At 59.7% G+C, this 23,341-nt stretch carries 25 protein-coding genes and 1 tRNA gene; 12 read left to right on the top strand and 14 right to left on the bottom strand.

Annotation, left to right across the window (positions count from 1 at the left end):
- Window position 1 precedes the first annotated feature (1 nt).
- The 4 genes from HDEN_RS06475 to HDEN_RS06460 are packed head-to-tail and all read left to right on the top strand — an operon-like array spanning window position 2 to window position 2,860.
- Window positions 2–544: an SRPBCC family protein gene (locus HDEN_RS06475; RefSeq protein ID WP_013215340.1), complete on the top strand. Its 543-nt coding sequence runs from the start codon at window positions 2–4 to the stop codon at window positions 542–544.
- Window positions 541–1,497 carry a YncE family protein gene (locus tag HDEN_RS06470; protein WP_013215339.1) on the top strand — a complete coding sequence of 319 codons (957 nt, stop codon included), beginning with the start codon at window positions 541–543 and terminating at the stop codon, window positions 1,495–1,497. Before HDEN_RS06475 ends, HDEN_RS06470 begins: the two co-directional genes overlap by 4 nt.
- Window positions 1,498–1,528: 31 nt before the next feature.
- The gene (locus HDEN_RS06465) at window positions 1,529–2,503 is read left to right on the top strand and encodes a TraB/GumN family protein (RefSeq protein ID WP_013215338.1); all 975 of its coding nucleotides are present in this window, start codon (window positions 1,529–1,531) and stop codon (window positions 2,501–2,503) included.
- Window positions 2,504–2,524: 21 nt separating this feature from the next.
- The gene (locus tag HDEN_RS06460) at window positions 2,525–2,860 is read left to right on the top strand and encodes a hypothetical protein (protein WP_013215337.1); all 336 of its coding nucleotides are present in this window, start codon (window positions 2,525–2,527) and stop codon (window positions 2,858–2,860) included.
- 19 nt (window positions 2,861–2,879) lie between these two features.
- Here the strand turns inward: HDEN_RS06460 and HDEN_RS06455 are convergent, their stop codons facing one another.
- The 4 genes from HDEN_RS06455 to HDEN_RS06440 form a co-directional block, all read right to left on the bottom strand.
- Window positions 2,880–3,263, bottom strand: coding sequence for a hypothetical protein (locus tag HDEN_RS06455; RefSeq protein WP_013215336.1), 384 nt, complete (start codon window positions 3,261–3,263; stop codon window positions 2,880–2,882).
- Between the two features lie 187 nt (window positions 3,264–3,450).
- A complete protein-coding gene (gene lanM / locus HDEN_RS06450) occupies window positions 3,451–3,858 on the bottom strand; it encodes a lanmodulin LanM (RefSeq protein WP_013215335.1) in 408 nt (135 codons plus the stop codon).
- Between the two features lie 272 nt (window positions 3,859–4,130).
- Window positions 4,131–4,748 carry a response regulator gene (locus HDEN_RS06445; protein WP_013215334.1) on the bottom strand — a complete coding sequence of 206 codons (618 nt, stop codon included), beginning with the start codon at window positions 4,746–4,748 and terminating at the stop codon, window positions 4,131–4,133.
- 165 nt (window positions 4,749–4,913) lie between these two features.
- Window positions 4,914–5,234, bottom strand: a complete 321-nt coding sequence (locus HDEN_RS06440) for a hypothetical protein (RefSeq protein ID WP_013215333.1) — start codon at window positions 5,232–5,234, stop codon at window positions 4,914–4,916.
- 336 nt (window positions 5,235–5,570) lie between these two features.
- Between HDEN_RS06440 and HDEN_RS06435 the strand changes: the two genes are divergently transcribed.
- Window positions 5,571–7,397, top strand: a complete 1,827-nt coding sequence (locus tag HDEN_RS06435; RefSeq protein WP_013215332.1) for a methanol/ethanol family PQQ-dependent dehydrogenase — start codon at window positions 5,571–5,573, stop codon at window positions 7,395–7,397.
- 151 nt (window positions 7,398–7,548) lie between these two features.
- Here the strand turns inward: HDEN_RS06435 and HDEN_RS06430 are convergent, their stop codons facing one another.
- Window positions 7,549–8,814 (bottom strand): MFS transporter, encoded by a 1,266-nt coding sequence (locus HDEN_RS06430; protein ID WP_013215331.1) that lies wholly within the window; start codon window positions 8,812–8,814, stop codon window positions 7,549–7,551.
- Window positions 8,815–9,208: 394 nt separating this feature from the next.
- On the opposite strand from HDEN_RS06430, the gene HDEN_RS06425 reads away from it, so the two are divergent.
- The 5 genes from HDEN_RS06425 to HDEN_RS06405 all read left to right on the top strand — a co-directional run bounded on the left by HDEN_RS06425 (window position 9,209) and on the right by HDEN_RS06405 (window position 13,560).
- On the top strand, window positions 9,209–10,477 hold the full coding sequence (locus tag HDEN_RS06425) for a PAS domain-containing sensor histidine kinase (protein ID WP_013215330.1): 1,269 nt from the start codon (window positions 9,209–9,211) through the stop codon (window positions 10,475–10,477).
- The gene (locus HDEN_RS06420) at window positions 10,467–11,123 is read left to right on the top strand and encodes a response regulator transcription factor (protein WP_013215329.1); all 657 of its coding nucleotides are present in this window, start codon (window positions 10,467–10,469) and stop codon (window positions 11,121–11,123) included. Before HDEN_RS06425 ends, HDEN_RS06420 begins: the two co-directional genes overlap by 11 nt.
- A gap of 103 nt (window positions 11,124–11,226) precedes the next feature.
- A complete protein-coding gene (locus tag HDEN_RS06415) occupies window positions 11,227–11,766 on the top strand; it encodes an OsmC family protein (RefSeq protein ID WP_013215328.1) in 540 nt (179 codons plus the stop codon).
- Window positions 11,767–11,768: 2 nt separating this feature from the next.
- Window positions 11,769–13,178, top strand: coding sequence for a dihydrolipoyl dehydrogenase (gene lpdA / locus HDEN_RS06410; protein WP_013215327.1), 1,410 nt, complete (start codon window positions 11,769–11,771; stop codon window positions 13,176–13,178).
- Window positions 13,159–13,560: a glycine cleavage system protein H gene (locus HDEN_RS06405; RefSeq protein WP_013215326.1), complete on the top strand. Its 402-nt coding sequence runs from the start codon at window positions 13,159–13,161 to the stop codon at window positions 13,558–13,560. The genes lpdA and HDEN_RS06405 overlap by 20 nt, the downstream gene beginning before the upstream one ends.
- 299 nt (window positions 13,561–13,859) lie before the next feature.
- On the opposite strand, the gene HDEN_RS06400 is transcribed toward HDEN_RS06405, so the two are convergent.
- Both HDEN_RS06400 and HDEN_RS06395 read right to left on the bottom strand, forming a co-directional pair.
- Window positions 13,860–13,937 (bottom strand) — tRNA-Pro (locus HDEN_RS06400).
- A 160-nt stretch (window positions 13,938–14,097) separates the two neighbouring features.
- Window positions 14,098–15,069, bottom strand: coding sequence for an alpha/beta hydrolase (locus HDEN_RS06395; RefSeq protein ID WP_245256746.1), 972 nt, complete (start codon window positions 15,067–15,069; stop codon window positions 14,098–14,100).
- A 362-nt stretch (window positions 15,070–15,431) separates the two neighbouring features.
- On the opposite strand from HDEN_RS06395, the gene HDEN_RS06390 reads away from it, so the two are divergent.
- Window positions 15,432–16,784, top strand: coding sequence for an APC family permease (locus tag HDEN_RS06390; RefSeq protein WP_013215324.1), 1,353 nt, complete (start codon window positions 15,432–15,434; stop codon window positions 16,782–16,784).
- Window positions 16,785–16,796: 12 nt separating this feature from the next.
- The gene (locus tag HDEN_RS06385; protein WP_013215323.1) at window positions 16,797–18,089 is read left to right on the top strand and encodes a hypothetical protein; all 1,293 of its coding nucleotides are present in this window, start codon (window positions 16,797–16,799) and stop codon (window positions 18,087–18,089) included.
- 43 nt (window positions 18,090–18,132) lie between these two features.
- On the opposite strand, the gene HDEN_RS06380 is transcribed toward HDEN_RS06385, so the two are convergent.
- The 7 genes from HDEN_RS06380 to HDEN_RS06350 form a co-directional block, all read right to left on the bottom strand.
- On the bottom strand, window positions 18,133–18,843 hold the full coding sequence (locus HDEN_RS06380; RefSeq protein WP_013215322.1) for a 4'-phosphopantetheinyl transferase family protein: 711 nt from the start codon (window positions 18,841–18,843) through the stop codon (window positions 18,133–18,135).
- A 37-nt stretch (window positions 18,844–18,880) separates the two neighbouring features.
- Window positions 18,881–19,429: a MerR family transcriptional regulator gene (locus HDEN_RS06375; protein WP_013215321.1), complete on the bottom strand. Its 549-nt coding sequence runs from the start codon at window positions 19,427–19,429 to the stop codon at window positions 18,881–18,883.
- 82 nt (window positions 19,430–19,511) lie between these two features.
- Entirely contained in the window at window positions 19,512–19,817 is a 306-nt protein-coding gene (locus HDEN_RS06370) for an integration host factor subunit alpha (RefSeq protein WP_013215320.1), read from the bottom strand.
- Between the two features lie 133 nt (window positions 19,818–19,950).
- Window positions 19,951–20,931, bottom strand: a complete 981-nt coding sequence (locus tag HDEN_RS06365; protein WP_013215319.1) for a beta-ketoacyl-ACP synthase III — start codon at window positions 20,929–20,931, stop codon at window positions 19,951–19,953.
- Window positions 20,932–20,933: 2 nt separating this feature from the next.
- Complete coding sequence (gene plsX, locus HDEN_RS06360; RefSeq protein ID WP_013215318.1) at window positions 20,934–22,022, bottom strand: phosphate acyltransferase PlsX; 1,089 nt, start codon at window positions 22,020–22,022, stop codon at window positions 20,934–20,936.
- 152 nt (window positions 22,023–22,174) lie between these two features.
- Entirely contained in the window at window positions 22,175–22,696 is a 522-nt protein-coding gene (locus HDEN_RS06355) for a YceD family protein (protein ID WP_013215317.1), read from the bottom strand.
- Entirely contained in the window at window positions 22,693–23,145 is a 453-nt protein-coding gene (locus HDEN_RS06350; RefSeq protein WP_245256745.1) for a ubiquinol-cytochrome C chaperone family protein, read from the bottom strand. The genes HDEN_RS06355 and HDEN_RS06350 overlap by 4 nt, the downstream gene beginning before the upstream one ends.
- Window positions 23,146–23,341 lie beyond the last annotated feature (196 nt).

The raw sequence follows: 23,341 nt of genomic DNA, 5'->3' as shown, positions 1-23,341 counted from the left end.
CATGAATTTCGTTCCACCTCTCGTTGCTTCGCTTCTTATTCTTGCCGCAAGCTTCAGCGCCGCCAGCGCGCACGGACCAACGCCGCAGAAGGCCGATGAAAAGATCACCGTCGCGGCTCCGCCCGCAGCCGTCTGGGACGTGATCAAGGAATTCGCCGCAATCGGCGATTGGCACCCTGGTCTCGCGAAAGTGACGGCAGAAGGCGGCAACAAGGAAGGCGCGACGCGCACGCTGACGCTCAAGAGCGGTGGCGACATCGTCGAAAGTCTCGACTCCTACAACGAGAAGGAGATGTCGATCGAATATCGCCTTCTGAAGGAGAACGTCGACGCGTTTCCGGTGAGCTTCTATTCGGATCAGATCTCGGTTCGTCCTGCGGACGGCGGCAGCGAGATCGAATGGACGTCGCGTTTCTATCGCGCCGACACGACCAATGAACCGCCCGAGGACAAAAACGACGAAGCCGCAACCAAGGCGACAACCGACTTCTTCCAGGCGGGCCTCGCCGCGATCAAAGCGAAGGCGGAAGGCAAGGGCAAGTGATCGCCCGCGTCGTTGGCCTAGTGCTGGCGCTGACACTGGCTGCGGCTTCGGCAAATACTGCCGAAGCGCGGCAGGCAGTGTACGTCCTCTGCCAAGATGCGGGCATCCTTGCCGTCATCGACACTCAGGTCGATGAGATTTCCGCCCGCATCGAACTCGCGGGGAAACCCGCGTCATTCGCAATCGATGCAATGTCCGGCGACGCATTCGTCACCCAGCCCGAAACCGGTAAGATCGTCGTCGCCGATTTGAGGACGCACAACGTGGTTCGCACGTTGGATATCGGCGGCCAGCCCTTCGGCGTCGGCATCGATCGCAGCGGCACGCTCTACGTCGGAGACTGGAGCAAGGATCGAGTCGCCGTTGTTGATCCGCGGTCCGGGGCAATTTCGAAGTCCATTCCAACGGGTCGATCGCCGGCACATCTGGTGATTTCCGAGGACGGCTCACGCCTCTACGTTGCGAACCGCGAAGCCGATTCCATTTCCGTCATCGACACGCGCAAGCAGGACGTGATCAAGGAGATCGGCGTTGGCCATGCTCCGTTTGCGCTGACGCTGACGCCGGACCAGACAAAGTTGATCGTCGCCAACGCACAGTCGGCAACGCTTTCGATCATCGACACATCCTCGCTTTCCGTCGTCTCCTCATCCGAGACGCGCAAAATGCCTTATGGCCTCGCCGTCACCAAAAACGGTTCGCAGCTTCTCGTCGCGAACCAGGCAAACGGAAGCGTTTCGGTGTTCGACGCCAGCACGCGGCAACTACGCGCCGAAATCAAAGTCGGACGCTACCCCGAAGGACTGGCAGCCATCCAGGATGGGAATAAAGCCTATGTCGCAAACTGGTTTTCTGCGACCGTTTCGGTCATCGATCTCGCAACCAACACAGAGATCAAGCGCATCAAGACGCCCGACGGACCGCGCGTCGTGCTCGCCGCCTCGCTGCGCTAGGCACCGCTGCGGCTGGATTCTGTTGTTGGCGATGACAACAAACTTCGGCTTCTCAGCGACATCGAAAGACGCCGACGAGACGCCATGCGTGCCGACGAGCGTGCTGTACGAGATCGACCATCGCGATAGAGGCAAGCTCGAAAAGATCCTCAATGACGCAAGTCGCGTTGCCAACAGCGAAGCCGTTCTTTGGCGGATCGACAAGAGCGGGACACCCGCATCGTTCTTGTTCGGAACGGTTCATGTCATCGATAAAAATCTGCAGAGTCTGTCACAAGCCACCCTTGCAGCGATCGACTCCTCGAAGGTCGTCGCCGTTGAAGCCGCTGAGACATCGCGATCCTCTCTGACCAACGCGATGGCGCAAGCGCAGCCGTTGATGGTTTCGCGCGATCGCGAGTTGCAGCGCATTCTCGCCGACGATGAAATGGCCGTCGTCGAAAAAGTTCTTGCCGATGCCGGTTATCCGCCGCAGCTGGCTTTGGGCTTGAAGCCTTGGGCCGTCACGATGTTCCTGGCCGACTCGCGGTGTCAGCGGCAGCTTCAGGACCTCGGCATGAAGCCGATCGATACGCTCGTCATCGAAAGAGCGCAGGCGTCGGGCACGCGCATCGTCGGCCTGGAGACGACGTTCGAGCAATATAGTTCGCTCGCATCGATCCCTTCCGATCTGCAGGCGACGTGGTTGAAGGCGAGCATCGAGCTTCATCCTCGCGTCGATGACGTGACGCAGACGATGTCTGAGTTGTATCGCTTCCGCCGCATGGACGCGGCCTGGACTCTCACGCGGGAACTGGCGCCGAATGCCGGTCTGGATGATGCGACGCTCGCATCATTGCGCGAGGAGCTTGTCAGCAAACGCAACGAGCGGATGATCGAGCGCGCCTTACCGCTGCTCGATCAAGGCAGCGTCTTCATCGCCGTTGGCGCGATGCATCACCTCGGCCCGCACGGACTCGTTGCATTGCTGCGTGAGCGCGGCTTCGCGGTGACGGCGATTGAATGACAACCCAATCAGGAGCGACCGATGCTGAAAATTATCGACGCAAGATGTGCAGTTCTCATGTGCGTGACGCTTGCCGCAAGCATGCCGGCAGCAGCGGAGGGCCGGTTCTGCGGCTCACAAGTCGAAAGCGGCGAAGCGTCTGCCGCAACGGAGGATGAGGCCAAAAAAGCCGCGACCGTCTGGTGGTCGTCACGCGCGGGCGCACTCGGCCGCGGTTACGAGTTCTGGGAGAACTCCAAGGATAAGGCCGTCAATTGTCACGCAGGGCCGCGAAACACGTTCAAGTGCATCGCCGTCGGCAAACCGTGTCTCCCAGAGGGCGTTCTCCCCCAACATGGGCCGAAACAGGACTTGTGATAGCGCGGCGACATAAACGTCAGATGTCGCCGTACTTCGATTTCGAGTGCATCGAACCGAAATACGTCCCGGTCCAACGCTCGACCTTTTCAGGCAGGAAGACGAAGCTTTGCACCTTGAACACCAGTCCTCCGCTCATGACGACCTGGTCTTTGACCGGGATCGCGTCGGCAGGAAGGAAATAGGCGCAGGTCTGCTTGCCCGCAGATTTGTTCACGGTGTTGGCCGCGATTTCTTCGCTGTCGCCGGCAGCAAGGCGCTGCATGTAGGCGACCTGCTCGCTTTTAGCGCCGCAGAAATAACCCTTCACGCGTGCCGGAGCGTCGGAGAAAGCTGATATTGACCAACCAGCGATGACCGCCAGAGCAGTACCCAGAAAAAGAGGAGATGCTGACCGTTGCACGGATAACCTCCGAAGTGGGTTGGGATCAATTCGAGCTGCTTCCTGAGAGTTCCTCGCCGTCGATGTCTGCGTTTCTTGAAAAGCTGCAGAGAGATTCGGCAAACATCAATCACTGCACTGCCGGGCAACCAGACGAACGCGTGGCTGTTGTATCCGCCAAGCCACCCGGCAGCGCAGTAATGAGAAATTATTCCACGAGAAGCAGGAATGCTTTCCCGGCATCGGTCGAAAGCTCTTTTTCATCGAGCGTGCCGTCGTCGTCCGGATTAGCCGCCTTGAAGCGCGCTTCGACAATGGCTTCGTATTCTTTCTGATCCAGCGTGCCGTCGTTATCCGGATCAGCCGCCTTCAGCTCCGCTTCGTCCACACGGCCCGACAGCTCTTTTGCGTCGAGCGTGCCGTCGTTATCGGGATCAAGCTTCGTGAACAGCTTGGCGGCGGCTGCTTTGGCTTCCTGAAGATCCACGGTGCCGTCATTGTCCGGATCAAGCGCCGTCAACGATGCCGATGCCGCCATCGCCTTATCGAGATGAGCCGATGCGGCCAATCCCGGAACCAGCAGCAAAGCGGCCAAGCCTAACAATTTGAGCTTCATCCGTGTGAACTCCGATCTATCGATTGCGCAGCCGCAATCCGTGCCTCTCGTCCTGCCGCGCTAGAATTAATTCCCGGCGCGATAGGCGAATTGCACGGTATATGAGGATGAATTCCCGAAGTAAGGTGATAATTTCCCGATGAAATCGGGAATTTTTCCCATTGACATGGAAGCGCTCGCCAGCAGCGTCGCCTGGACGCCGGAGAGCCTTGCTTCTGCGCTATCGAAGCTGCACGGAGTTGGCGCTGACTTTAGGCCCGATCAGAGTTTTCTCAAACGAGTTTCAACTCGACGGCAATGCGGATCAATTCGGACGAGGTTCGCGCGCCGAGCTTCGTTCTCAGCATGGCGCAGTCTGCCGCAACGGTTTTGTACGATACAGAGATATCGTTGGCGATTTCCGCCATGCTGCGGCCGCGCGCCAACATTCTCAGCACCTGATGCTCGCGCTCGCTCAGGAACGTCGTCGCTCCAAAAGCTTTCGCGCGCAGCAGCGCCATCTCCTGGATGAGATCATCCGAGATCCAGATCTCCCCGCGCGCCACGGCGAAAACAGCGTCCTTCAGATCGCTGGGGCTTCCGTTTTTGCTGACATAGCTCTTGGCGCCGCACTCAACCGCCTGAATAGCGAGCATCGGCGTGTCGCTCATAGAGAAGACGACAATCTTGGCTTCTGGATCATGAGCAATGAACTCGCGCGTGAGCTCGAGGCCAGACCCATCGGGCAAATTGATATCGATAACGGAAACATCCGGCGCGTCATTCTTCAACGCTAAACGCGCCGCCGCAGCCGTACGCGCCTCGATCATCGTGACGCCAGCATCCTCGGTGAATAGAGCCCTGCATCCTGAGATGACGATCGGATGGTCCTCGACGACGAGTAGCTTCACAAGGTGCCCATTGAGATTAACTTCCGGAATTCAAACATGTTCTAGCGGCACATATTCGAATATCAACGCTGATTACGCCGAGAATTCTTCCCGACGCTAAGATCACACGGGATTCGACCGATTGCGCCATCAAAGACGAGACAATCGCGCTTACATGAACACGGACTAGCTTGCGTCGTTCGCGATCGCGCGGTTCCCCAGACAATCAAGCAAACTCCAGTAGCTTTCGACGTCTTTCGTCTTCAGTTCCTCGAGGCAGAACTGCCGGTCTCCATCTGGCGTCGCAAGCCATCGATCAAGCACCGTCGCCCGGCTCAACGCTTCCCTCCGCGTACAGGCCGTCACGGATTTCGCCGCCTGGCAGATGCTTCCCACCTCCCACCGCGGAGCATCGGTATTGGCCATCCCTGTCGATGCGCTGGCAATCAGCATCGGCACCAACAGCAACGTCGATGCGGCAGCAATCTTGAGACGAGCGGGTTGCATGCAATTCCTTCGAATTCCTCACGCAGAAATATTAGACCAAAAGCAATCAGGAAAATACCGATACAAAATCAGAAAATATTCCTGCATATATTTGGATATTTTCCCATTTGCATATTTTCCAGCAAACGCGACCGCAATTAATGCCAGCTGTATTGCCAAACTCGCCCATGAGTGAGTTAGTGCACGTGTTCATGAGAATTGCCGCTTTTTCACTCGTGGAAAGTGATTAGGCCTCCGGCATTCGGAACCAAGACGGGAATAAATCCCGCCGAATTGAATGCTGAGGTAAGCGGCGCTCTGAACACTTTACGCGTGGCAATCTTTGGAGGAAGCGCAATGCGCAAAAGTGCATTTACACTCGGATTATTGGCGACGGCTGCGTTTTCAGGGCCGAGTTGGGCCAACGAATCCGTGATCAAGTTGACCAGCGATCCGAATAACTGGGCAATCCAGTCCGGCGACTATGCCGGCACCCGTTATTCGACGCTCGACCAGATCACGACCGAAAACGTCGGCCAGCTCAAAGTGGCTTGGACGTTCTCGACCGGCGTCCTGCGCGGCCATGAAGGCGGCCCGCTGGTCATCGGCGACACCATGTGGCTTCACTCGGCGTTCCCGAACATCGTGTTCGCTCTAAACCTCGCCGACGAACAGAAGATCATCTGGAAGTACGAGCCGAAGCAGGATCCGGCCGTCATTCCGGTGATGTGCTGCGATACGGTCAACCGCGGCCTCGCTTATGCCGACGGCAAGATCTTCCTGCACCAGGCTGACACTTCGCTCGTAGCTCTCGATGCGAAGACCGGCAAGGAACTCTGGAAGGTCGTCAACGGCGACCCGAAGAGAGGCGAGACCGGCACGCAAGCTCCGATGGTCATCAAAGACAAGATTGTCGTCGGCATCTCCGGCGCCGAGTTCGGCGTCCGCTGTTCGATGACCGCATACGACATCAACAGTGGCAAGCGCGTATGGCGTGCTTATTCCATGGGGCCCGACTCCGATGTGCTGGTCGACCCCGAGAAGACCATGATGCTCGGCAAGCCGGTCGGCAAGGACTCGTCCTTGAAGACCTGGAATGGCGATCAGTGGAAGATCGGCGGCGGTTCGACGTGGGGCTACATGGCCTTCGATCCTGACTTGAACCTCATGTACTACGGCACCGGCAATCCCTCGACCTGGAACGCTGGCCAGCGCGCGGGACCGGATGGCAAGCCGATCGATCAGCTTTACTCGATGACGATGTTTGCTCGCGATGCCGATACCGGTATCGCCAAGTGGGCATACCAGATGACGCCGTTCGACGAGTGGGACTATGACGGCGTCAACGAGCCGATCCTTGCCGAACTCGACTTCGGCGGCACGAAGCGCAAAGCGGTCACGCACTTCGACCGTAACGGCTTCGGCTACACCTGGGATCGCGCTACGGGCGAGCTTCTCGTCGCTGAAAAATTCGATCCGGTCGTGAACTGGGCCACCGGCGTCGACATGGACAAGTCCAGCAAGAACTATGGACGTCCGATCCGCGTCGCCAAGTACTCAACGTTCGCGGATGGCAAGGGAACCGACGTCAACCACAAGGGCATCTGCCCCGCGGCTCTCGGCTCCAAGGACCAGCAGCCGGCTTCCTACTCGAAGCTGACCGGCTTGTTCTACGTGCCGACGAACCACGTGTGCATGGACTACGAACCCTTCAAAGTTTCGTACACCGCTGGTCAGCCCTACGTGGGCGCGACCTTGTCGATGTATCCGGCGCCCGACAGCCACGGCGGCATGGGTAACTTCATTGCCTGGGATGGCGTGAAGGGCAAGATCGTCTGGTCGAAGCCTGAGCAGTTCTCGGTCTGGTCAGGCGCGTTGACGACAGCTGGCGGCATTGCCTTCTACGGCACGCTCGAGGGCTACTTCAAAGCCGTCGATCAGAAGGATGGCAAGGAGCTGTTCAAGTTCAAGACGCCGTCGGGCATCATCGGCAATGCGATGACGTACACGCACGGCGGCAAACAGTACGTCGCCGTGTTCTCGGGCGTTGGTGGCTGGGCCGGTATCGGTCTCGCGGCTGGCTTGACGAATCCGAACGACGGCCTCGGCGCTGTCGGCGGCTACGCTGGCCTCAAGCAGTACACCAACCTGGGTGGCTCGCTCACCGTCTTCTCGTTGCCATAGCGCTTCCTCCATAGAAGTCTCAGGCTACGAGCACCTTGGCCGGCATGATCACGCTCATGCCGGCCATTTTCATTTGCGGCAGAGTAGCGAACGCATCCGGCTCCAGGTGGCGACGAGAAAAATATGATCGGCGCTATCGAGGCTCGGGTGCTTAAGGCCGCCTGGCCATCCGTCGATTATCGTCGGTCATCACAACGGCAACGACACAGCCCGATACGAATGTCAGAGCGCCGATAGCGCAGATGGCGGCAGCAAACCCAAAGCGATCTGCGATGAGGCCAGCCGAAAGCGCGCCGATTGCGTAGCCGAGGTCGCGCCAAAATCGATAGACGCTGAGAGATCGCGCGCGCCAGGAAGGATGCGCGGCATCGGAGACGGCGGCGATCAGGCTCGGATAGACCATCGCGGTGCCGAGTCCGAGAAGAACGCTTGCGACCATCCAGCCGCTGAACTCGCTGCTGACAGCCGTCAAAATTAGCCCGCCGGCTTGAACCCACATTCCTCCGACGATCAATCCCTTTCTGCCCCAGCGGTCGCTCAATGGGCCGGTCACGACCTGGGTGATACCCCAGACCATCGGATAGATCGCCTTGATGATGCCGATCCGCTCCACGCCAAGTCCGAGCCCGGTAAAGAATAGCGGGAAGATGCCCCAGCTCATTCCGTCATTGAGGTTGTTGACGAGTCCTGCCTGGCTGGCCGCGAACAGATTGCGATCCTTGCACGATGTCAGCAGAAACACCTCTCGGAAGGAGAGCGGAGACGCATCTTGAGCGGCACCTTTCGCCTCGAGCTCGACGTGATGGCGCGTATCGCGAACGACCAGCGTCGAAAGCAACGTGCCTGCAACGGCGTAAAAAACTCCGAGATAGATCGGTACGGGGCGCAGCCCGTATTGGCTCGCGAGATAGCCCGTCAGAAAAGCCGTCGCGCCAACGGCAAAATAGCCAGCGAACTCGTTCAGCCCGACCGCGAGCCCGCGGCTCTTGGGGCCGACGAGGTCGATCTTCATGATGACCGTCATCGACCAGGCGAAGCCCTGGCTCAATCCGAGCAGAACGTTTGCCGCGATAATCCATCCCCAGTTTGGCGCACCGATAATCATGAACGGAACGGGCAGCCCGATCAGCCAACCGATCACCAGGACATGCTTACGACCCCAACGGTCCGCCAACTGGCCGGATACAAGATTGGCGAACGCTTTGACCAAACCAAAGCTGACGATGAATGAGGTGATGAGCGTCGCGGACTCGATATGGAAATCCTCGGCGCCGATCAACGGCACGACGGTCCGCTCGATGCCGACCATGCCGCCAACAAAGGCGTTGATCAAAACCAGCAGAGAGAATTGCCGCCAATTCTGTTTCAATCCCAGGCTAACGGTGGAAATCGTTTGTGCTCGATCTGCAGGGATCATCGGATGACGTCTGATTATTTCGCAAAGAAGCGGACTTCATCGGTTTGGCGGCTGTAAGCCGCCCTTAAACTGTTTCGCTAGCGAGCAGCGAGTAGGCGCGTGCTGAATTCTAGAGATCCACCACCTTGGCGCGCATTGCCCCCCTGGCTTAGTCATCGTAGTCAATCTTGCTTACGATGGCCTCGAACATTCTTGTAATCAATCTCGGAGTTCATCGGCGCGCGGCGTCGATGCTCATCAATAGACAATGCAAATGCACCTATCTAAAAACAAAATATATGAACTGACAGCCTCGGCGTGGATGGCCTCGACGTTGGGCTGCCCATAGACTATTCGCTCGATATTTTATGAGCGCCCCAGGCAATCATCGACCTTGCTCGAGGGACATTGTCCAATGCTGCAGCCTATAGAGTATGGGCTTCTGTCTCTTGTCGCGATGCTGGTGGCAATATCGGCCTACAGTGCGCGCATGTATGCGTCTTTGAGGCGCGCCCGTTTCGGGCTCCAAACGGAGACGTTCAATCGCTTAGCCGCAGAAGAACGGCTCGCTGATCGAGAGCAACGTCTCTGCCAGATCATCGCCACCGAACCCGAATGCGTGAAAATCCAATCCCTCGACGGCGTCATCCTGGAGATGAATCCGGCCGGCCTTTCCTTGGTCGATGCGGACAACGCTGACGATATCGTTGGAACATCGGTCTACCGCGTCGTTGCGACGGAATACCATGAAGCCTACGAGGCGATGACGAAACGCGTATTCAATGGCGAGAGCGTCAAGCTGGAGTTCAAAATTCTGTCCTTGAAGGGGTCTTTGCGTTGGCTCGAAACGCACGCCGCGCCACTTCGCGATCAGGATGGCGCAGTGACAGCGCTGCTTGGCATCACGCGCGACATCAGCGAACTCAAGCGCTACGAAGATGAGATGCGCCTGCACTATCGCGAACTGTCGGTCGCTTCACGCCTCAATTCCATGGGGCAGATGGCGACAGCGCTCGCACACGAACTCAATCAGCCGTTGGCCGCCATCGCCAACTATTCGCGAGGCTGCCTCTACCGGCTCGAAAATGGGTCCAAGTCCGCCGAGCTAAAAAGAGCCATGGAGCACGTGTGCAGCCAAGCTGAGAGGGCCGGCGACATCATCGCGAGTATCCGCCGCTTCCTTTCCAAAGGTAACGTCACGTTTCGTCAGCTGGATATCGGCACAGTCCTTTCGGACGCTATCCGGATTGTTGCGCCGGAGGCTCAAGCGCACGGAGTTAAGCTCTGCACGCGCGGCGTCGGCTCCATCCCACCGATCATGGGCGAGGCCATCCAAGTAGAGCAAGTCATACTCAACATCGTGCGCAACGCCATTGAAGCCATGGCCACGGACGAAAACGGGCGCGGTCGGACCGTGACAATATCGTCGGAATATTCTCAGTCGGGGTTGGTGCGCGTCTCGTTCAATGATTGCGGTCCCATCGCACCTGCAATCGATACTGAAAAAATGTTCGAAGCATTTTTCACCACAAAGCCGAAGGGAATGGGAATGGGGCTGCCGATATCGAAATCGATTATCGAAGCACACGGTGGGCAACTACTCGTCAAAACGAATGCACCGAACCCCGGCTTAACGTTTGTCATCGAGCTTCCTGCTCGGAAGAGAGTGGAAAATGCGGACTAGCGAGTGGGTCTTTGTTGTCGATGATGACCGGGCGGCGCGAGAATCTCTGGAATACCTTCTCACCTCGGTAGGCTATCGCGTCTGCGGATTTCAATCGGCCAACGACTTCATCGCTGGCTATGGAGATCGCGTGGGGTGTCTCATTCTCGATGTGCGAATGCCGGGCATGAGCGGTCTGCAGCTCCTGCTCGAATTGGAACGGAGGCAGCCGCCGCTTTCGACCATTCTCGTGACCGGCCACGGCGACGTGCCGATGGCCGTAACCGCCATGCGGCACGGCGCAATCGATTTTCTGCAAAAGCCTTTCAACAATCAGGCGCTGCTCGACAGAACAGAAGAGGCGATGGCGCGCGCGCGCGGATTGTACAAAGCCGAAATCTCGCGTTCGGAGGTCGATGCGAACTTCAACAGGCTGACGTGTCGCGAGCGCGAGGTCGCGTGGCTCATATTCGGCGGAATGTCCAACAAGCAAATAGCTGCCGAGTTGGAGCTGAGTTGCAAAACCGTTGAGGCGCATCGCGCTAACGTCATGGGCAAGATGTCGGCTCATTGCGTTGTGGATTTAGTGCAAAAGCTCAACGTGCTTGTTGGGCCAAAGCCCTTTCCGGATCTGAAAAGCGTTCGATCCCACTCGACGGCCGGTTAGGGAAAATCCCTAAGAACTGCAGTGATGCACCCAATTGTGGAGCGCTTCTCCCGGCGCGTAGCCTGCGCCCACAATAATATCAAAACACGAGGGAGAACCGCTCATGTCGCAGGACGCCATCAAGCAAACGCTTCTCGCAGCGATCGACAACGTCAAGCAGAACCCGGCCGCCGCGAAGGTCGTTTTTCGCGCTTCAACGCAACTCGGCGAGGGCATGCACTGCACCGGTACAGTCCGTGATTTTCCTGCAATGAGCATTGACGAGCCCGCCGACCTCGGCGGCAGCGATCGTGGTCCCAACCCGGTCGAACTCGTCCTGGTCGCGCTCGGAACGTGTCAGGAGATCGTCTACCGCGCTTACGCATCGGTGCTGGGAATCGAACTCGAAAGCGTCACATGCAATTTGCGCGGATACCTCGATCTTCGCGGACTGTTCGGCATGGACGAAGGCGTTCCGGCCGGCTTCCAGAAGATCATCTTCGATACCGAAATCCGGAGCAACGCGAGCCGGGAAGATCTGCAGAAGCTCGCACAGATCGTCGAGGCGCATTGCCCCGTGCTCAACACGCTTCAGACTCCCGTCGAGGTCGCCGGCAACGTCGTTATCAATGGCCAGGCGATGGCGCTCGAGGCAACCGCCTAAGCATGAGCCACATCATTGTTCTTGGCGGCGGCCCGGCAGGTTACGTCGCCGCATCCCACGCCGCGGCGCATGGTGCCCGCGTCACTCTGGTCGATCCCAAACCGCTCGGAGGAACATGTCTCAACCAAGGATGTGTTCCGACGAAGGTTTTGGTGGAGAGCTGCGGTCTTCTCGAAAAGATTAAGCGGGCCGAGTCTTTCGGCCTGCAATTCTCGGGTTCCGTCGCGGGGAATTGGGCTGCGATCAATCGCCGTTCGGCTTCGATCATCGAGATGCTCGGACAGGGCATTGAGCGATTGATGGAAGACCGCGAGGTGACGTTACTTCGCGGATATGGCGAGCTTGTCGATGCGCATTGCGTTCGTGTCAACGATCAGGTCGTGCGCGCCGACCATATTCTGATCTGCACCGGGTCGACCCCGCAGGCTGATCCCCAGTTCGATATCGATGGCGCGACGATCGGCACATCCGATGATCTGCTCGCCTGGGAAAGCCTGCCGCGCTCAATGCTGATCGTGGGTTCCGGCATCATTGCCTGCGAGTTTGCCTTCGTTCTCGACAGTCTTGGCGTGGATGTCACGGTGCTGGCGAGTGGACCACGTCTGATGTCGCATGCCGACAAGGACATCTCGTCTGTGCTGCAACGGGAGATGCGCAAGCGGGGCATCAAGGTTCAGCTGAACTGCCGTATCCAATCGCTTACGCATACGGAAGAAGGCGTCAGCGCATATGCTGACGATAAAATCGTAGGCGCTGCCGAGCGAGCGCTCGTGGCGGTGGGACGACGCGCCAATACTGCCGGCATCGGGCTAGAGGCAGCGGGCATTCGAACCAACGAGTGGCGCGAAATCTGCGTCGATGACGTGCTGCGCACGAACGTGCCGCACATCTATGCCGCGGGCGACGTGAACGGCCGATCCGGCTTGGCCCACGCGGCATCGGCACAGGCGAAGCTCGCCATCGATCACATGCTACGCCGCGAGTTTTCCTTGCTGGATGACGGGGCAATTCCTGTCGCCGTATTCACGAACCCGGAAATCGGTTGGGTCGGCAGGACGGAGCATGCAGCCGTTGGCGACGGTCTCTCTGTTGAAATTGGAAAGTTCGATTTGCGCGGCCTCGGACGGGCTCATGCCTTGGACGAGATCTCGGGCATGGCAAAGGTGGTCGTCGATAAGCACTCTGGAGAGTTGATAGGCCTTCACGTCATCGGTCCGCATGCGTCGGAGATCGTGCATGAGGGCGCGCTGGTGATCCAGCGTAACGGTAAGGCGAACGAACTGTTTCGCACCGTCCACGCGCATCCGACGATCTCCGAAGGCATCCTTGAAGCCGTCGAGGACGCCATCGGGCAGGCAACCCACAAGCCCATGAACCGCCAAAGGAGCGCAAATGCCCTCCAGCTTATCTGACGAGATGGGCTTCCATCCCTGTCACCTTTGGGTGAGACGCTGCAGCGAACCCGGCGAAGCCCATGTCGGCTTATCGGACTTTGCGCAGAAACAGCTCGGCAAGATCATGTACGTTGATCTTCCTCAGGCCGGAACGAGCATCGAGGCGGACATTCCGTTCGGAACGGTCGAGTCGTTCAAAGTCGTGTCAGAACTTTTGGCTCCCGTGTCTGGCGTCGTTCTGGACGTCAACGGCAGCCTCAAAGGGCAGGCCAACCTGCTGAATGACGATTGCTACGGCGCCGGTTGGCTTGTCCGGATCCGTGTCGATGAAAACGCAAACCTGTCGTCTCTTCTAACCGCTGACGCCTACATGCAAATGCTCGGCGCAAAAGCCAGGTGAACGCGCGCGATTGCTGATCGATCCGCCCGCGCGCCTCATCGCACGCGGGCGCTTCTGTAGAATGGCGGCACAGCGGAGCAAATTCGCTGTGTCGCTTATTCTGTCGATCGTTGGATTGCGCCGCCACAGGCACGTGCGCTCACCGAGTTCGCAAACACCACCCGGCGCCCAATCTGCGTGGCGCAAAAAAACAACCAGCTTTGATGTTCTTGAATAGCGGACGACGGAACGCGCTTTACGCGCCTATCCTATAAGTCCTCGCCGCAAGCCGCTGATGACTGTTAAGTCACTGAAAATATTGGTCGGAGCGAGAGGATTTGAACCTCCGACCCCCAGTCCCCCAGACTGGTGCGCTAACCAGGCTGCGCTACGCTCCGTCCCATACGTTCCGGCGGTGTCAGGAAGCCCGCTTCGGGCCCACGGCCACCGGCGCGGTCGTCCGCGTTGGGTAAAGGAACGCTTCCCGCCCGTCAAGGCGCGTTGCCGCGGGTGGACTGACGCAAGCCAACGCCTGACGCCCTCCGCGCTCGAACCTGCTTAACGCCGGTATTCCGGCAGCCGCTGCAGGATGTCGATAATCGGATAATCCACCCAGGCATGGGTGACGAGATCGCGGTGGCGGCCCGCTCCGCCGGGGGCGACCGTCACACCGCCGGTCGCAAGCCGCGTGCTGAGTTCGGGACTGACGTCGACATCGTGCGCGGCGAGAATGCCCTCGAGCTGCGCATTCTGGTTCCGCGTCGACCCGAGATAGACGCTGACGAAAAATGCCGACGGATCGGCCTCGATCCAATGCGCGAACTTGTCGAGATCGCCATAAAGTGAGTCGAGCAGTACCACGCCGCGAACGCGCTTCTTCAATCCACCCTGCTCGATCGCAGACGCCGCCGCGACGTACCCGCCGCTATACGCAACGAGCACGATCGGCATGCTGGCGAACGTCCGGAGCGCACGCTTTTCGCCAAAAAGACGCGCCAGTTGCTGCCCGGCCTCTCCGACAAAACGCCCGAACGCGCCCGGTTGCCAGAATTTGCCGGCGCTCGAATCACGTGCGTCGATGGCAAGCTGAGGCGCAACGAGCACGACATTGGCGTTCGAGGCGGAAATCTGCGCCGGCACCTTCTGCCGATCGAGCACATCCCGTTCCAGCGTCGCGCCGTGGCCGTGAAAGAAGACCATCATCAAAGCCGGACGGCGGATATCGAAACCCTTCGGGATGTGAAGCAGAACGCGATTATCGTTGTACGTCTCATCTTCCCAGTAGACGCGCCCGCTGCCGGTGCGGTGGCCTTTGCGGCTGCCTTCCGTGACGTTCAAGAACGGCGCGTTCGATCCCGGCATCGTGCCACGATAGGGAAAGGGCGCCGTATCGAACGGAACCAGCGCCGTTCGCGCCGTCGCCAGCGGCGCGCTGCGCGACCGAACCTGCGTTTTTGATGGCGTGATCTGGCGATGGCCGGTGGTCTTGCGAGCGGCAAATGCGCCTGCGCTGCCGAGGGTTAACGCCACCCCCGTGCCAAATGCCGCCGCGAGGAAGCCCCGTCGCCCGTGGTTCATGCTCTCAAATGCGATTTTGCCGACATACCCGTCCCTGTGTACGCCGCGCCAAGATTAGAATCCCATTTACCTTGGCCGACAATAGTCAGTTGGCGGCCGACATTATTTCACGACGTTAAAGTCCAAAATTGTCCATATCGTGAGTTAAGAGGACGCATGAACTCCAGTTGCCTGCGGGCAAGAACTCGGAAATATGCCTGCAACGGCGCGTCAGGTGTATTTTGGCAACGCGAATTGAACATGTCTCGCCGCCCGTTGTTGGAATTAGTGCGACTCAATACTGTCGCCGAATTTGCTAGGGCAAAGCCTTACTGATGACCAGCTCCGCCAGCACGAGCGCACCGTCTTCCAAGGCACCCGCTCTCAATATCCGAACCGTTTCGACCATGACCGCCGTTGCTCTCGCCGTCGCCGATATGATCGGCATCGGCGTGTTCACGAGCCTCGGTTTTCAGGTCAAGGACATTCCGTCGGCATTCTCGGTGCTGATGCTGTGGATCGTCGGCGGCGCCGCGGCGCTTTGCGGCGCCCTGTCTTATGCCGAGCTTTCGGCTGCGTTCCCGCGCTCCGGCGGCGAATACAATTTCCTCACCCGGATCTATCATCCCGCCATCGGTTTCCTCGCTGGCTGGATTTCCGCGACGGTCGGATTTTCCGCGCCGATCGCGCTCGCCGCAATGGCATTCGGCGTCTATTTCAAGGGTGTTGTCCCAGGCTCGTCACCGCTGCTTCTCGGCCTCGCCGTCGCATGGCTGATCACGTTCGTGCACCTGAGCGGCGTCAAGCACTCGGCGAACTTTCAGAACATCTCCACCTTGATCAAAGCCGCCTTGATCGTCGGACTGATCATCGCCGGATTGGCGTTCGGCGAGCCGCAGCCGATCTCATTCGCGCCTTCGGCGAGTGACATGAGCTACATGACCAGCGCGCCGTTCGCGGTCAGCCTCGTCTTTGTCATGTACGCCTATTCCGGCTGGAACGCCGCGACCTATATCGCCGGAGAAATTCGCGATCCGGCCACCAGCCTTCCGCGCGCCATCATCGCTGCGACACTCATTGTCGTCGCGTTGTACGTCGCCCTGAATGCGGTCTTTCTCTACACGACGCCGATCGAAGCAATGGCCGGTCAACTCGACATCGGCCTGATCGCGGGCAAGCACATCTTCGGTGACGTTGGCGGCCGTATCGTCGGCGCGCTGATCTGCATCGGGCTGATTTCCTCGATCAGCGCCATGACCTGGATCGGGCCGCGCGTAACGATGACGATGGGCATCGATCATCCGCTGCTCGCTCCGCTATCGCAGACATCTCGCGACGGCGTTCCGACGACTGCCCTGCTGGTGCAGATTGCGATCGTGACAATCTTGCTCATGACACAGAGCTTCGAGGCCGTGCTTGACGTCATTCAGTTCAGTCTGACGCTTTGCTCGTTCCTCGCCGTGCTCGGCGTCATCGTGTTGAGAGCGAAAGAGCCCGGCTTGACGCGGCCTTATCGAACCTGGGGCTACCCTTTGACGCCGTTCATCTTCCTCGGTGTCACAGGATTTATGATGTATCACCTTATCGCAGAGCGGCCGTTACAGTCTCTCGCCGGTCTCGCCATCATGTTGGCGGGCCTGGGAGTTTACGCACTGTCCCAGTCACGCCCGCTTACAGCTCGGATCTAATTGGATCACCTCATGGCAAGAATGCGGTTTCTCGCTTCCATCATCGGCGCTTGCATCGTTGCACTGACGTCGACGGCGAATGTTTCGTTCGCTGCAAGCACGAGTCCCGATGACACCGCGCGGTTCCTCGCGGGCATGCCGCCATCCGCGCTTTCGCCGATCGCGAAATATACCGGAGACGCTTTCTGGAAGCAGCACGCCAAGAGCTTCGACGACTCCTGGAGCGGCCTCGAAAAGCGGCAGCTGAGCAAGATCCGCTCGTTCGTCTCGAAGAACCTGACCAACCCTCAGCCGGTCTTGTTCTACTTCTTCAGCGGTCCCGACTTCCTATATGCCGACGCGTTCTTCCCGTCGGCCGACACCTACATCATGGCCGGGCTTGAACCGCCGGGTCCCGTTCCCGATCTCGGCAAGTTCTCGCATGCGGAGCTTCCCGGCGCTTTGCGCGAGCTGCGCGGCTCGCTCAATTCGGTGTTGAGCTACAGCTTCTTCCGAACCAAATCGATGCGCGTCGATTTCAGTCACGGCCGGTTGACGGGCACGCTGCCGGTGCTGATGACGTTCCTGGCGCGCTCGGGAAAGACGATCTACGACGTCTCGCTGTTCGATCTTCAGGCCGACGGCACGCTCCACCCGGAGGATGAGAAGATTGCCAACGCGACCGCCAAGGCCGCCAAGATCATCTTCTCCGACAACACCGGCAAGAAGCGCACGCTGTATTACTTCAGCACCGACCTTTCGAACGGCGGCATCGAAGCCAGCGGCTTCATGAAGTTCTGCGACACGTTCAGCCACGGCGACAGCTTCATCAAAAGCGCGTCGTATCTGATGCACGAAGACAAGTTTTCGACCGTGCGCGATTATCTGCTGAAGCACAGCGATGCGATTCTGGAGGACGACTCCGGCATCCCGATCCGCTTCTTCGCGCAGGGCTGGCGTTTACAGCCCTACGGCCGCTACGTCGGTCCGATCCCGCTGTTCGCCGGACAACGCCAGGCGCAGTTGAACGACGTGTTCGGAAAGGGCCGCGCCACACCGATCGATTTCGGGCTTGGCTATCGCTGGCGTCCGATGGAGTCGAACCTGCTGCACGCAGTCAAGGACAGCACCGTTACCGCGATGGTGCTGCCGCCCGAGAAACCCGAGGCAGCGGCCGTCCCGCGCAAAAGCCGCCTCGTAACGAAAGCCGCAATCCGGGAAGCCAAGGCCGATACACCGCCGCGGCGGCGCGTTCGCTATTACGCCCGCAACAAGGAACAGGCGCGCGTCTATAACCCCTATACGATCTTCGGATACAAACCCTGATCGTTGCGCGTGCGAGAACGCGCGCAACGACGTTTGGCCCTCGCTAGCGCAGGAAGTCTTGCAAGGCTTCCACGCGGGCCGGAAAGCGTCGAACGCTGATCGCGGATGGAAGCGTGTCCGCCGCGATGGCAGCGATATACGGCGGCGCCACATCGAGCGCCGCTGAGGCCAGCGACGGCTTTTCAGTTTCGCGCGTGGATCGATTGGCTCCTCCAATCACGCCTTCCTCCGTCAAGAGAACACCGATCCCAGACCCGCGCGCCTTGGCAATCGCTTCCAGGCGCACCCATGCCCTCAGCACGTCAACATCGCTTTCGGGATTGAGCGCTCCGACAGACGCAAGATCATCCGCGGCGGCTACGATGCGCCGCCGCCGCTCCGAGGACATCGAAAGAGTGCGCTGACACTCGACGTCGACGCCAACAGGAGACATCTGGCAAACCGCGATGAGAGCGACGCTCGCCGTATGCGAAACGTTGAAATGCGGCAGGCCATCACCGAGAGACGGACGCCCTCCAGCAGCGATTTCGAACTCCGCTCCGCGCACGCTCCGACCGGCCCAACGTTCGAGCACGATGCGCGTCGCAATCCGTGACGCACGCCACCGAGCTTGCCTTACGGGATCGCCGGAAAGCCGATCAACGCGAAGTCGATCGGATGGCGAAAGCCGAGGCGTGCTTGCTTCTTCATGTTCGAGAAGCGCTCGCGACGCATCGAGGTCGACAAAAACGACGTCAAGATCGCGCAAGCTCATGCAGGCTGCTCACCTCGGCTGAGCACAGCAGTCATGCTCAGGTCCGGCTCGCGCGGACCTTCTTCGCATCCTCGGCGCGGCTCGCCGGCGATTGCGGAACAGGCTGTCCAAGCAGGATCGCACGCGCAATCTGGAGCTCGCGGACCGCCGCAAGAACGTGCACGTTCATGGTGCAGCTCGCAGATTTCAGCTCGGGCGCGGCGGATGTAGCCGTTTGAGCAGAAACGCGCGAGGCAGGCGCGACGATCGGCTTGCGTCCGCGCTTGCGTGCCGGCGGCGGCGATGCACCCTCCGCGGCGCTTAGCGTGGGGATGGAGCGGCGTGCGGCCGCCTTCACCTGATCGACGCCATGCTCGCGCAAAATCTTCTGGACGCCGCGGATGGTATACCCCTCGGCGTGCAGCAACGTGCGGATGCCGCGCAGAAGCTCCATGTCCTCCGGGCGATAATAACGCCGGCCGCCGCCGCGCTTCATCGGCCTGATTTGCGGAAAACGGCCTTCCCAAAAGCGCAGCACGTGCTTCGGGATTTCAAGCTCGTCAGCGACTTCTCCGATCGTGCGAAACGCTTCCGCCGATTTGTTCATCGCTCAACTGCCTTTCCAATTTCCCGAAACCGTCGGAGAGCGTTGCCCGCCCCACATGACCCGCGTTCACGCCGAAGCGATGCTAGCCCTTCACGTGGCCTTTGTTGATGCGGTCCTTCATGATGTTGGAAGGCCGAAACACCAAAACCCTGCGCGGTGTGATCGGGACTTCTTCGCCGGTCTTCGGATTGCGCCCGACGCGCTCACCCTTCTGCCGGATGCCGAATGAGCCGAACGACGAGAGCTTGACGGGATCTCCGTCCGCAAGACTGCCCGAGATTTCCTCGAGCACGCGCTCCACAAGGTCCTGGCTTTCGTTACGCGGCAACCCGACTTTTGAGACCACCGCTTCAGCGAGGTCCGCCCTCGTCAATGTCTTGCCGACCATTTTTTTATTCTCCCATCAACGCCGAGACCGATCATGGTAGCGGCAGTTGGTCGCGGGGTCAACGTAATGCGTTGAAGAAGCAGGTAAAAAGTTGAGGACGGGCGATTTTTCCTGAGAGGCACCGCAACCGCGGCTACCAGCGCGCCAGAACCGCGCCCCAGGTGAAGCCGCCGCCCATGGCTTCCATCAAAATGAGGCTGCCTTCCTTGACGCGATGAGCCTCGAACGCCTCGTTGAGAGCGAGCGGGATTGACGCCGCCGAGGTGTTGCCATGCTTGTGCAGGGTCATGACGATCTTCTCGGGCGCGACGCCGAGCTTTTTCGCAATGCCGTCGAGAATCCGCTTGTTGGCCTGATGCGGAATAAAGAGATCGATCTCGTCCGCCGCATACCCGGTTTCGACCAGCGTTTCTTCGATGACGCCGGAAATCTTCTGAATCGCGTGCCGGAAAACCTCGCGCCCGTTCATCCGCAGATGCCCGACCGTTTTCGTCGACCCGGCGCCACCGTCCACGTAAAGCAGGTCTTCGTAGCGGCCGTCCGATCGCAGCCGTGTCGCGAGGATACCGCGATCGTTCCGCGTGCCGTGCTGCGGCTGCGCTTCGAGAACGACCGCTCCCGCGCCGTCGCCGAACAGCACGCACGTCGAACGGTCCGACCAGTCGAGAATGCGCGAAAACGTCTCCGCGCCGATGACGAGCGCCCGTTTCGATTGCCCCGTCTTGAGGAAGTTGTCTGCGATCGTCAGCCCGTAAACGAACCCCGAGCAGACGGCCTGCACGTCGAACGCCGCGCCTTTCGTAACGCCCAGCATCGACTGGATTCGAACCGCTGTCGCCGGAAACGTGCGATCCGGCGTCGCCGTCGCGCAGACGATCAGGTCGATGTCGATCGGATCGATGCCTGCACGAACCAGCGCCTGCTTCGCCGCCGCCGCGCCGAGATCGGACGTCTTTTCAGTCTCGTCCGCAATGTGCCGATTGACGATGCCGGAGCGCTCTTGGATCCACGCGTCGCTCGTATCGACGATCTTCGACAGATCTTCGTTCGAGACGATACGCTTGGGCAAATGCGCGCCGACACCGCGAATGACCGAACGAAGAACAGCAACCACGCCTAGACCTTTCCGAGCGCGCTGCCGGCGGAACGCTCGGGCGGAACACCGCCGCCACTGGCCGCCGACAACCGATGATGAAAACCGTCGATATCAGCCGTCAGCCGCGCGATCAAACCCGAATCCGCCATTTCATACGCAAGATCAACGGCGCTCGCGAATCCGAAGGCGTCAGTGCCGCCATGACTTTTAACCGCGATACCGTTAAGGCCCAGAAACGTGCCGCCGTTAACCCGTCGGGGGTCCATTTTCTGCTTCAGGACGCGGAAGCCGCCCTGCGCGAAAAGCGCTCCGAGCTTGCTCATGAACGAACTGGTCATCGCCGCCTTAAGATACGTGCCGATCTGGCGTGCCGTGCCTTCCGCGGTCTTGAGCGCGATGTTGCCAGCAAAGCCTTCGACGACGACGACATCGACAGCGCCCTGCCCGATCTGATCGCCTTCGACGAAACCCTTGTAGTCCAGCGGCAGCGCATCGACGGACTTGAGCAGCGCATGAGCCGCCTTCACGTCCTCGTTGCCCTTCATCTCCTCGGTTCCAACATTCATCAGCCCGACCGAGGGGCGCTCGACGTGAAATACGGCACGCGCCATCGCCGCGCCCATCAACGCATAGACGGTGAGCTGATCCGCCGTCGCACCGATGTTGGCGCCGACGTCGAGGACGATGCTTTCCGATTTGATCGTCGGCCACAGCGCGGCAATCGCCGGACGCTCGATACCGGCGATGGGCCGGAGAACGAGCTTCGAGATCGCCATCAGCGCGCCGGTGTTCCCCGCTGAAACGGCGGCGTCGGCTTCGCCCGACTTTACCGCCTCAAGGCTGAGCCACATGCTCGAACCCTTGCCGCGGCGCAGGGCCTGGCTCGGCTTCTCATCCATCGAGATGACGTGATCAGTATGGACGACGCGCGAGCGCGCTGCGAGCGCCGGATGCTGCGCCAGCGCCTGATCGATGCGCGCCTTATCGCCGAAAAAAATAAAACCCAGCGCCGGTTGCCGCTCAAGCGAAAGTGCGGCTCCAGGAACCAGGACCTCAGGTCCGTGGTCGCCGCCCATTGCGTCGATTGCGATTGTCTTCTGGCTCGCCATGCTCGCCGACCGGCCAAGACTCGCGTTCGGCGCAACATTCCGCCGGACTCGATCCTAAACCTGTTCTAACCCCGAAATTCGTCGAGACCATAATCTTTTGAAGCCCGCGAACAAGGCGAAATCGCGCCTCATGCACGGTTGCCGCAGGCGGACTATTTTTTGTCTTTCAACTGCGACAACGCCGCGAACGGGCTTGTTTCTTTTGGATCGGCCTGATGCGGGTCCTGCCAATCAAACTCCGCGCCCTCGCGCCGCGGATAAGGATCGAGCGAGGCCGAAACCGTCTCGAAAACGATCCGGCCGACCGGAATAACACCGCGTTCGAGAATATCGACGTCCGGGCCTGCGAGTACGCTCGCCTCCTCGTCATCATCCGGATCGTCGACCTCGTGCCGAAATTCGACGTCGAACGTCGCGTCGATGTCGTCGGGCACGGGATTGAGCGTCACGACGCAGGCCTGCTCCACGGCGGCAATGACCTTTCCCGTCAGGCGGTAGCTACCGTCTCCCTGAAGCTTGATGCGATAGCGCGTCGTCAGACGATCGAGCTTCAGCAGCTTGAGCGCTTCCGCAATGGCCGCGCGTTCGCTCTCGCTGGCGTCACGTTCGCGATCGAGTCCGCCCGCTGGAATGTCCGTGACGTTGTGGGTCCAATCGCTCAATTGCTCGCTCACGACACCTCCTCCGCGCCGTCGGCCTTCAGCAGCCGCGCAAAGCTTCCGTCGGCAACCAGATTGTCGAAGGGCGTCTTCGATGAAAGCTCTGCCGCGGCCCGCGTGTAGTGTGCGAGCCGAGCCGCCCGATCGCGAGCCGCGCCATCGCCTTCGAAAACATACCGCATAATACCGTCGTCGAGTTCCGAGCCTTGCTCTGCAAGGGCCGCGCGATAGACCGACGAACGCTCGTAGAACGCCGCTGCGGCGCGCTTCACCTTTTTTCCGACGACCATGTCGCCGACGCCCATTTCCCGCATGCAGTCGTCCATGTCTGTCACGAACGTCTCGATTGTGCGCTGCGCCACCTCCGGATCGGCGGCGTTCTGCCCCTTGAGCCCCTCGAGCATCAGAAACAGGTGCAGTGCAACCAGTTCGAACCGCCCCTCCGGTGTGTCGGGAACGCCCATACCCCGATAAAACTCCGGGTTCCGGGCAGCGGCCACGACACTGCCATAAAGCTTTTCTGCTGTGCGTTGAACTTCCGCGCGCCGCCTGAACCAGTGCAACATAGCTTGTAAGGTCCTTGATCCGCCTGGGAGCCGAGGGAAATGTCTGGGGATCGTGCGCGGCAGCGCGTATGGCTCGCGTTGCCCGCTTCTGATG

Source organism: Hyphomicrobium denitrificans ATCC 51888 (genome assembly GCF_000143145.1).
GTDB classification, from domain to species: Bacteria; Pseudomonadota; Alphaproteobacteria; order Rhizobiales; family Hyphomicrobiaceae; genus Hyphomicrobium_B; species Hyphomicrobium_B denitrificans.
Note: the sequence above shows the minus strand (reverse complement) of the source record. Positions and strands in the feature narration are given on the sequence as shown.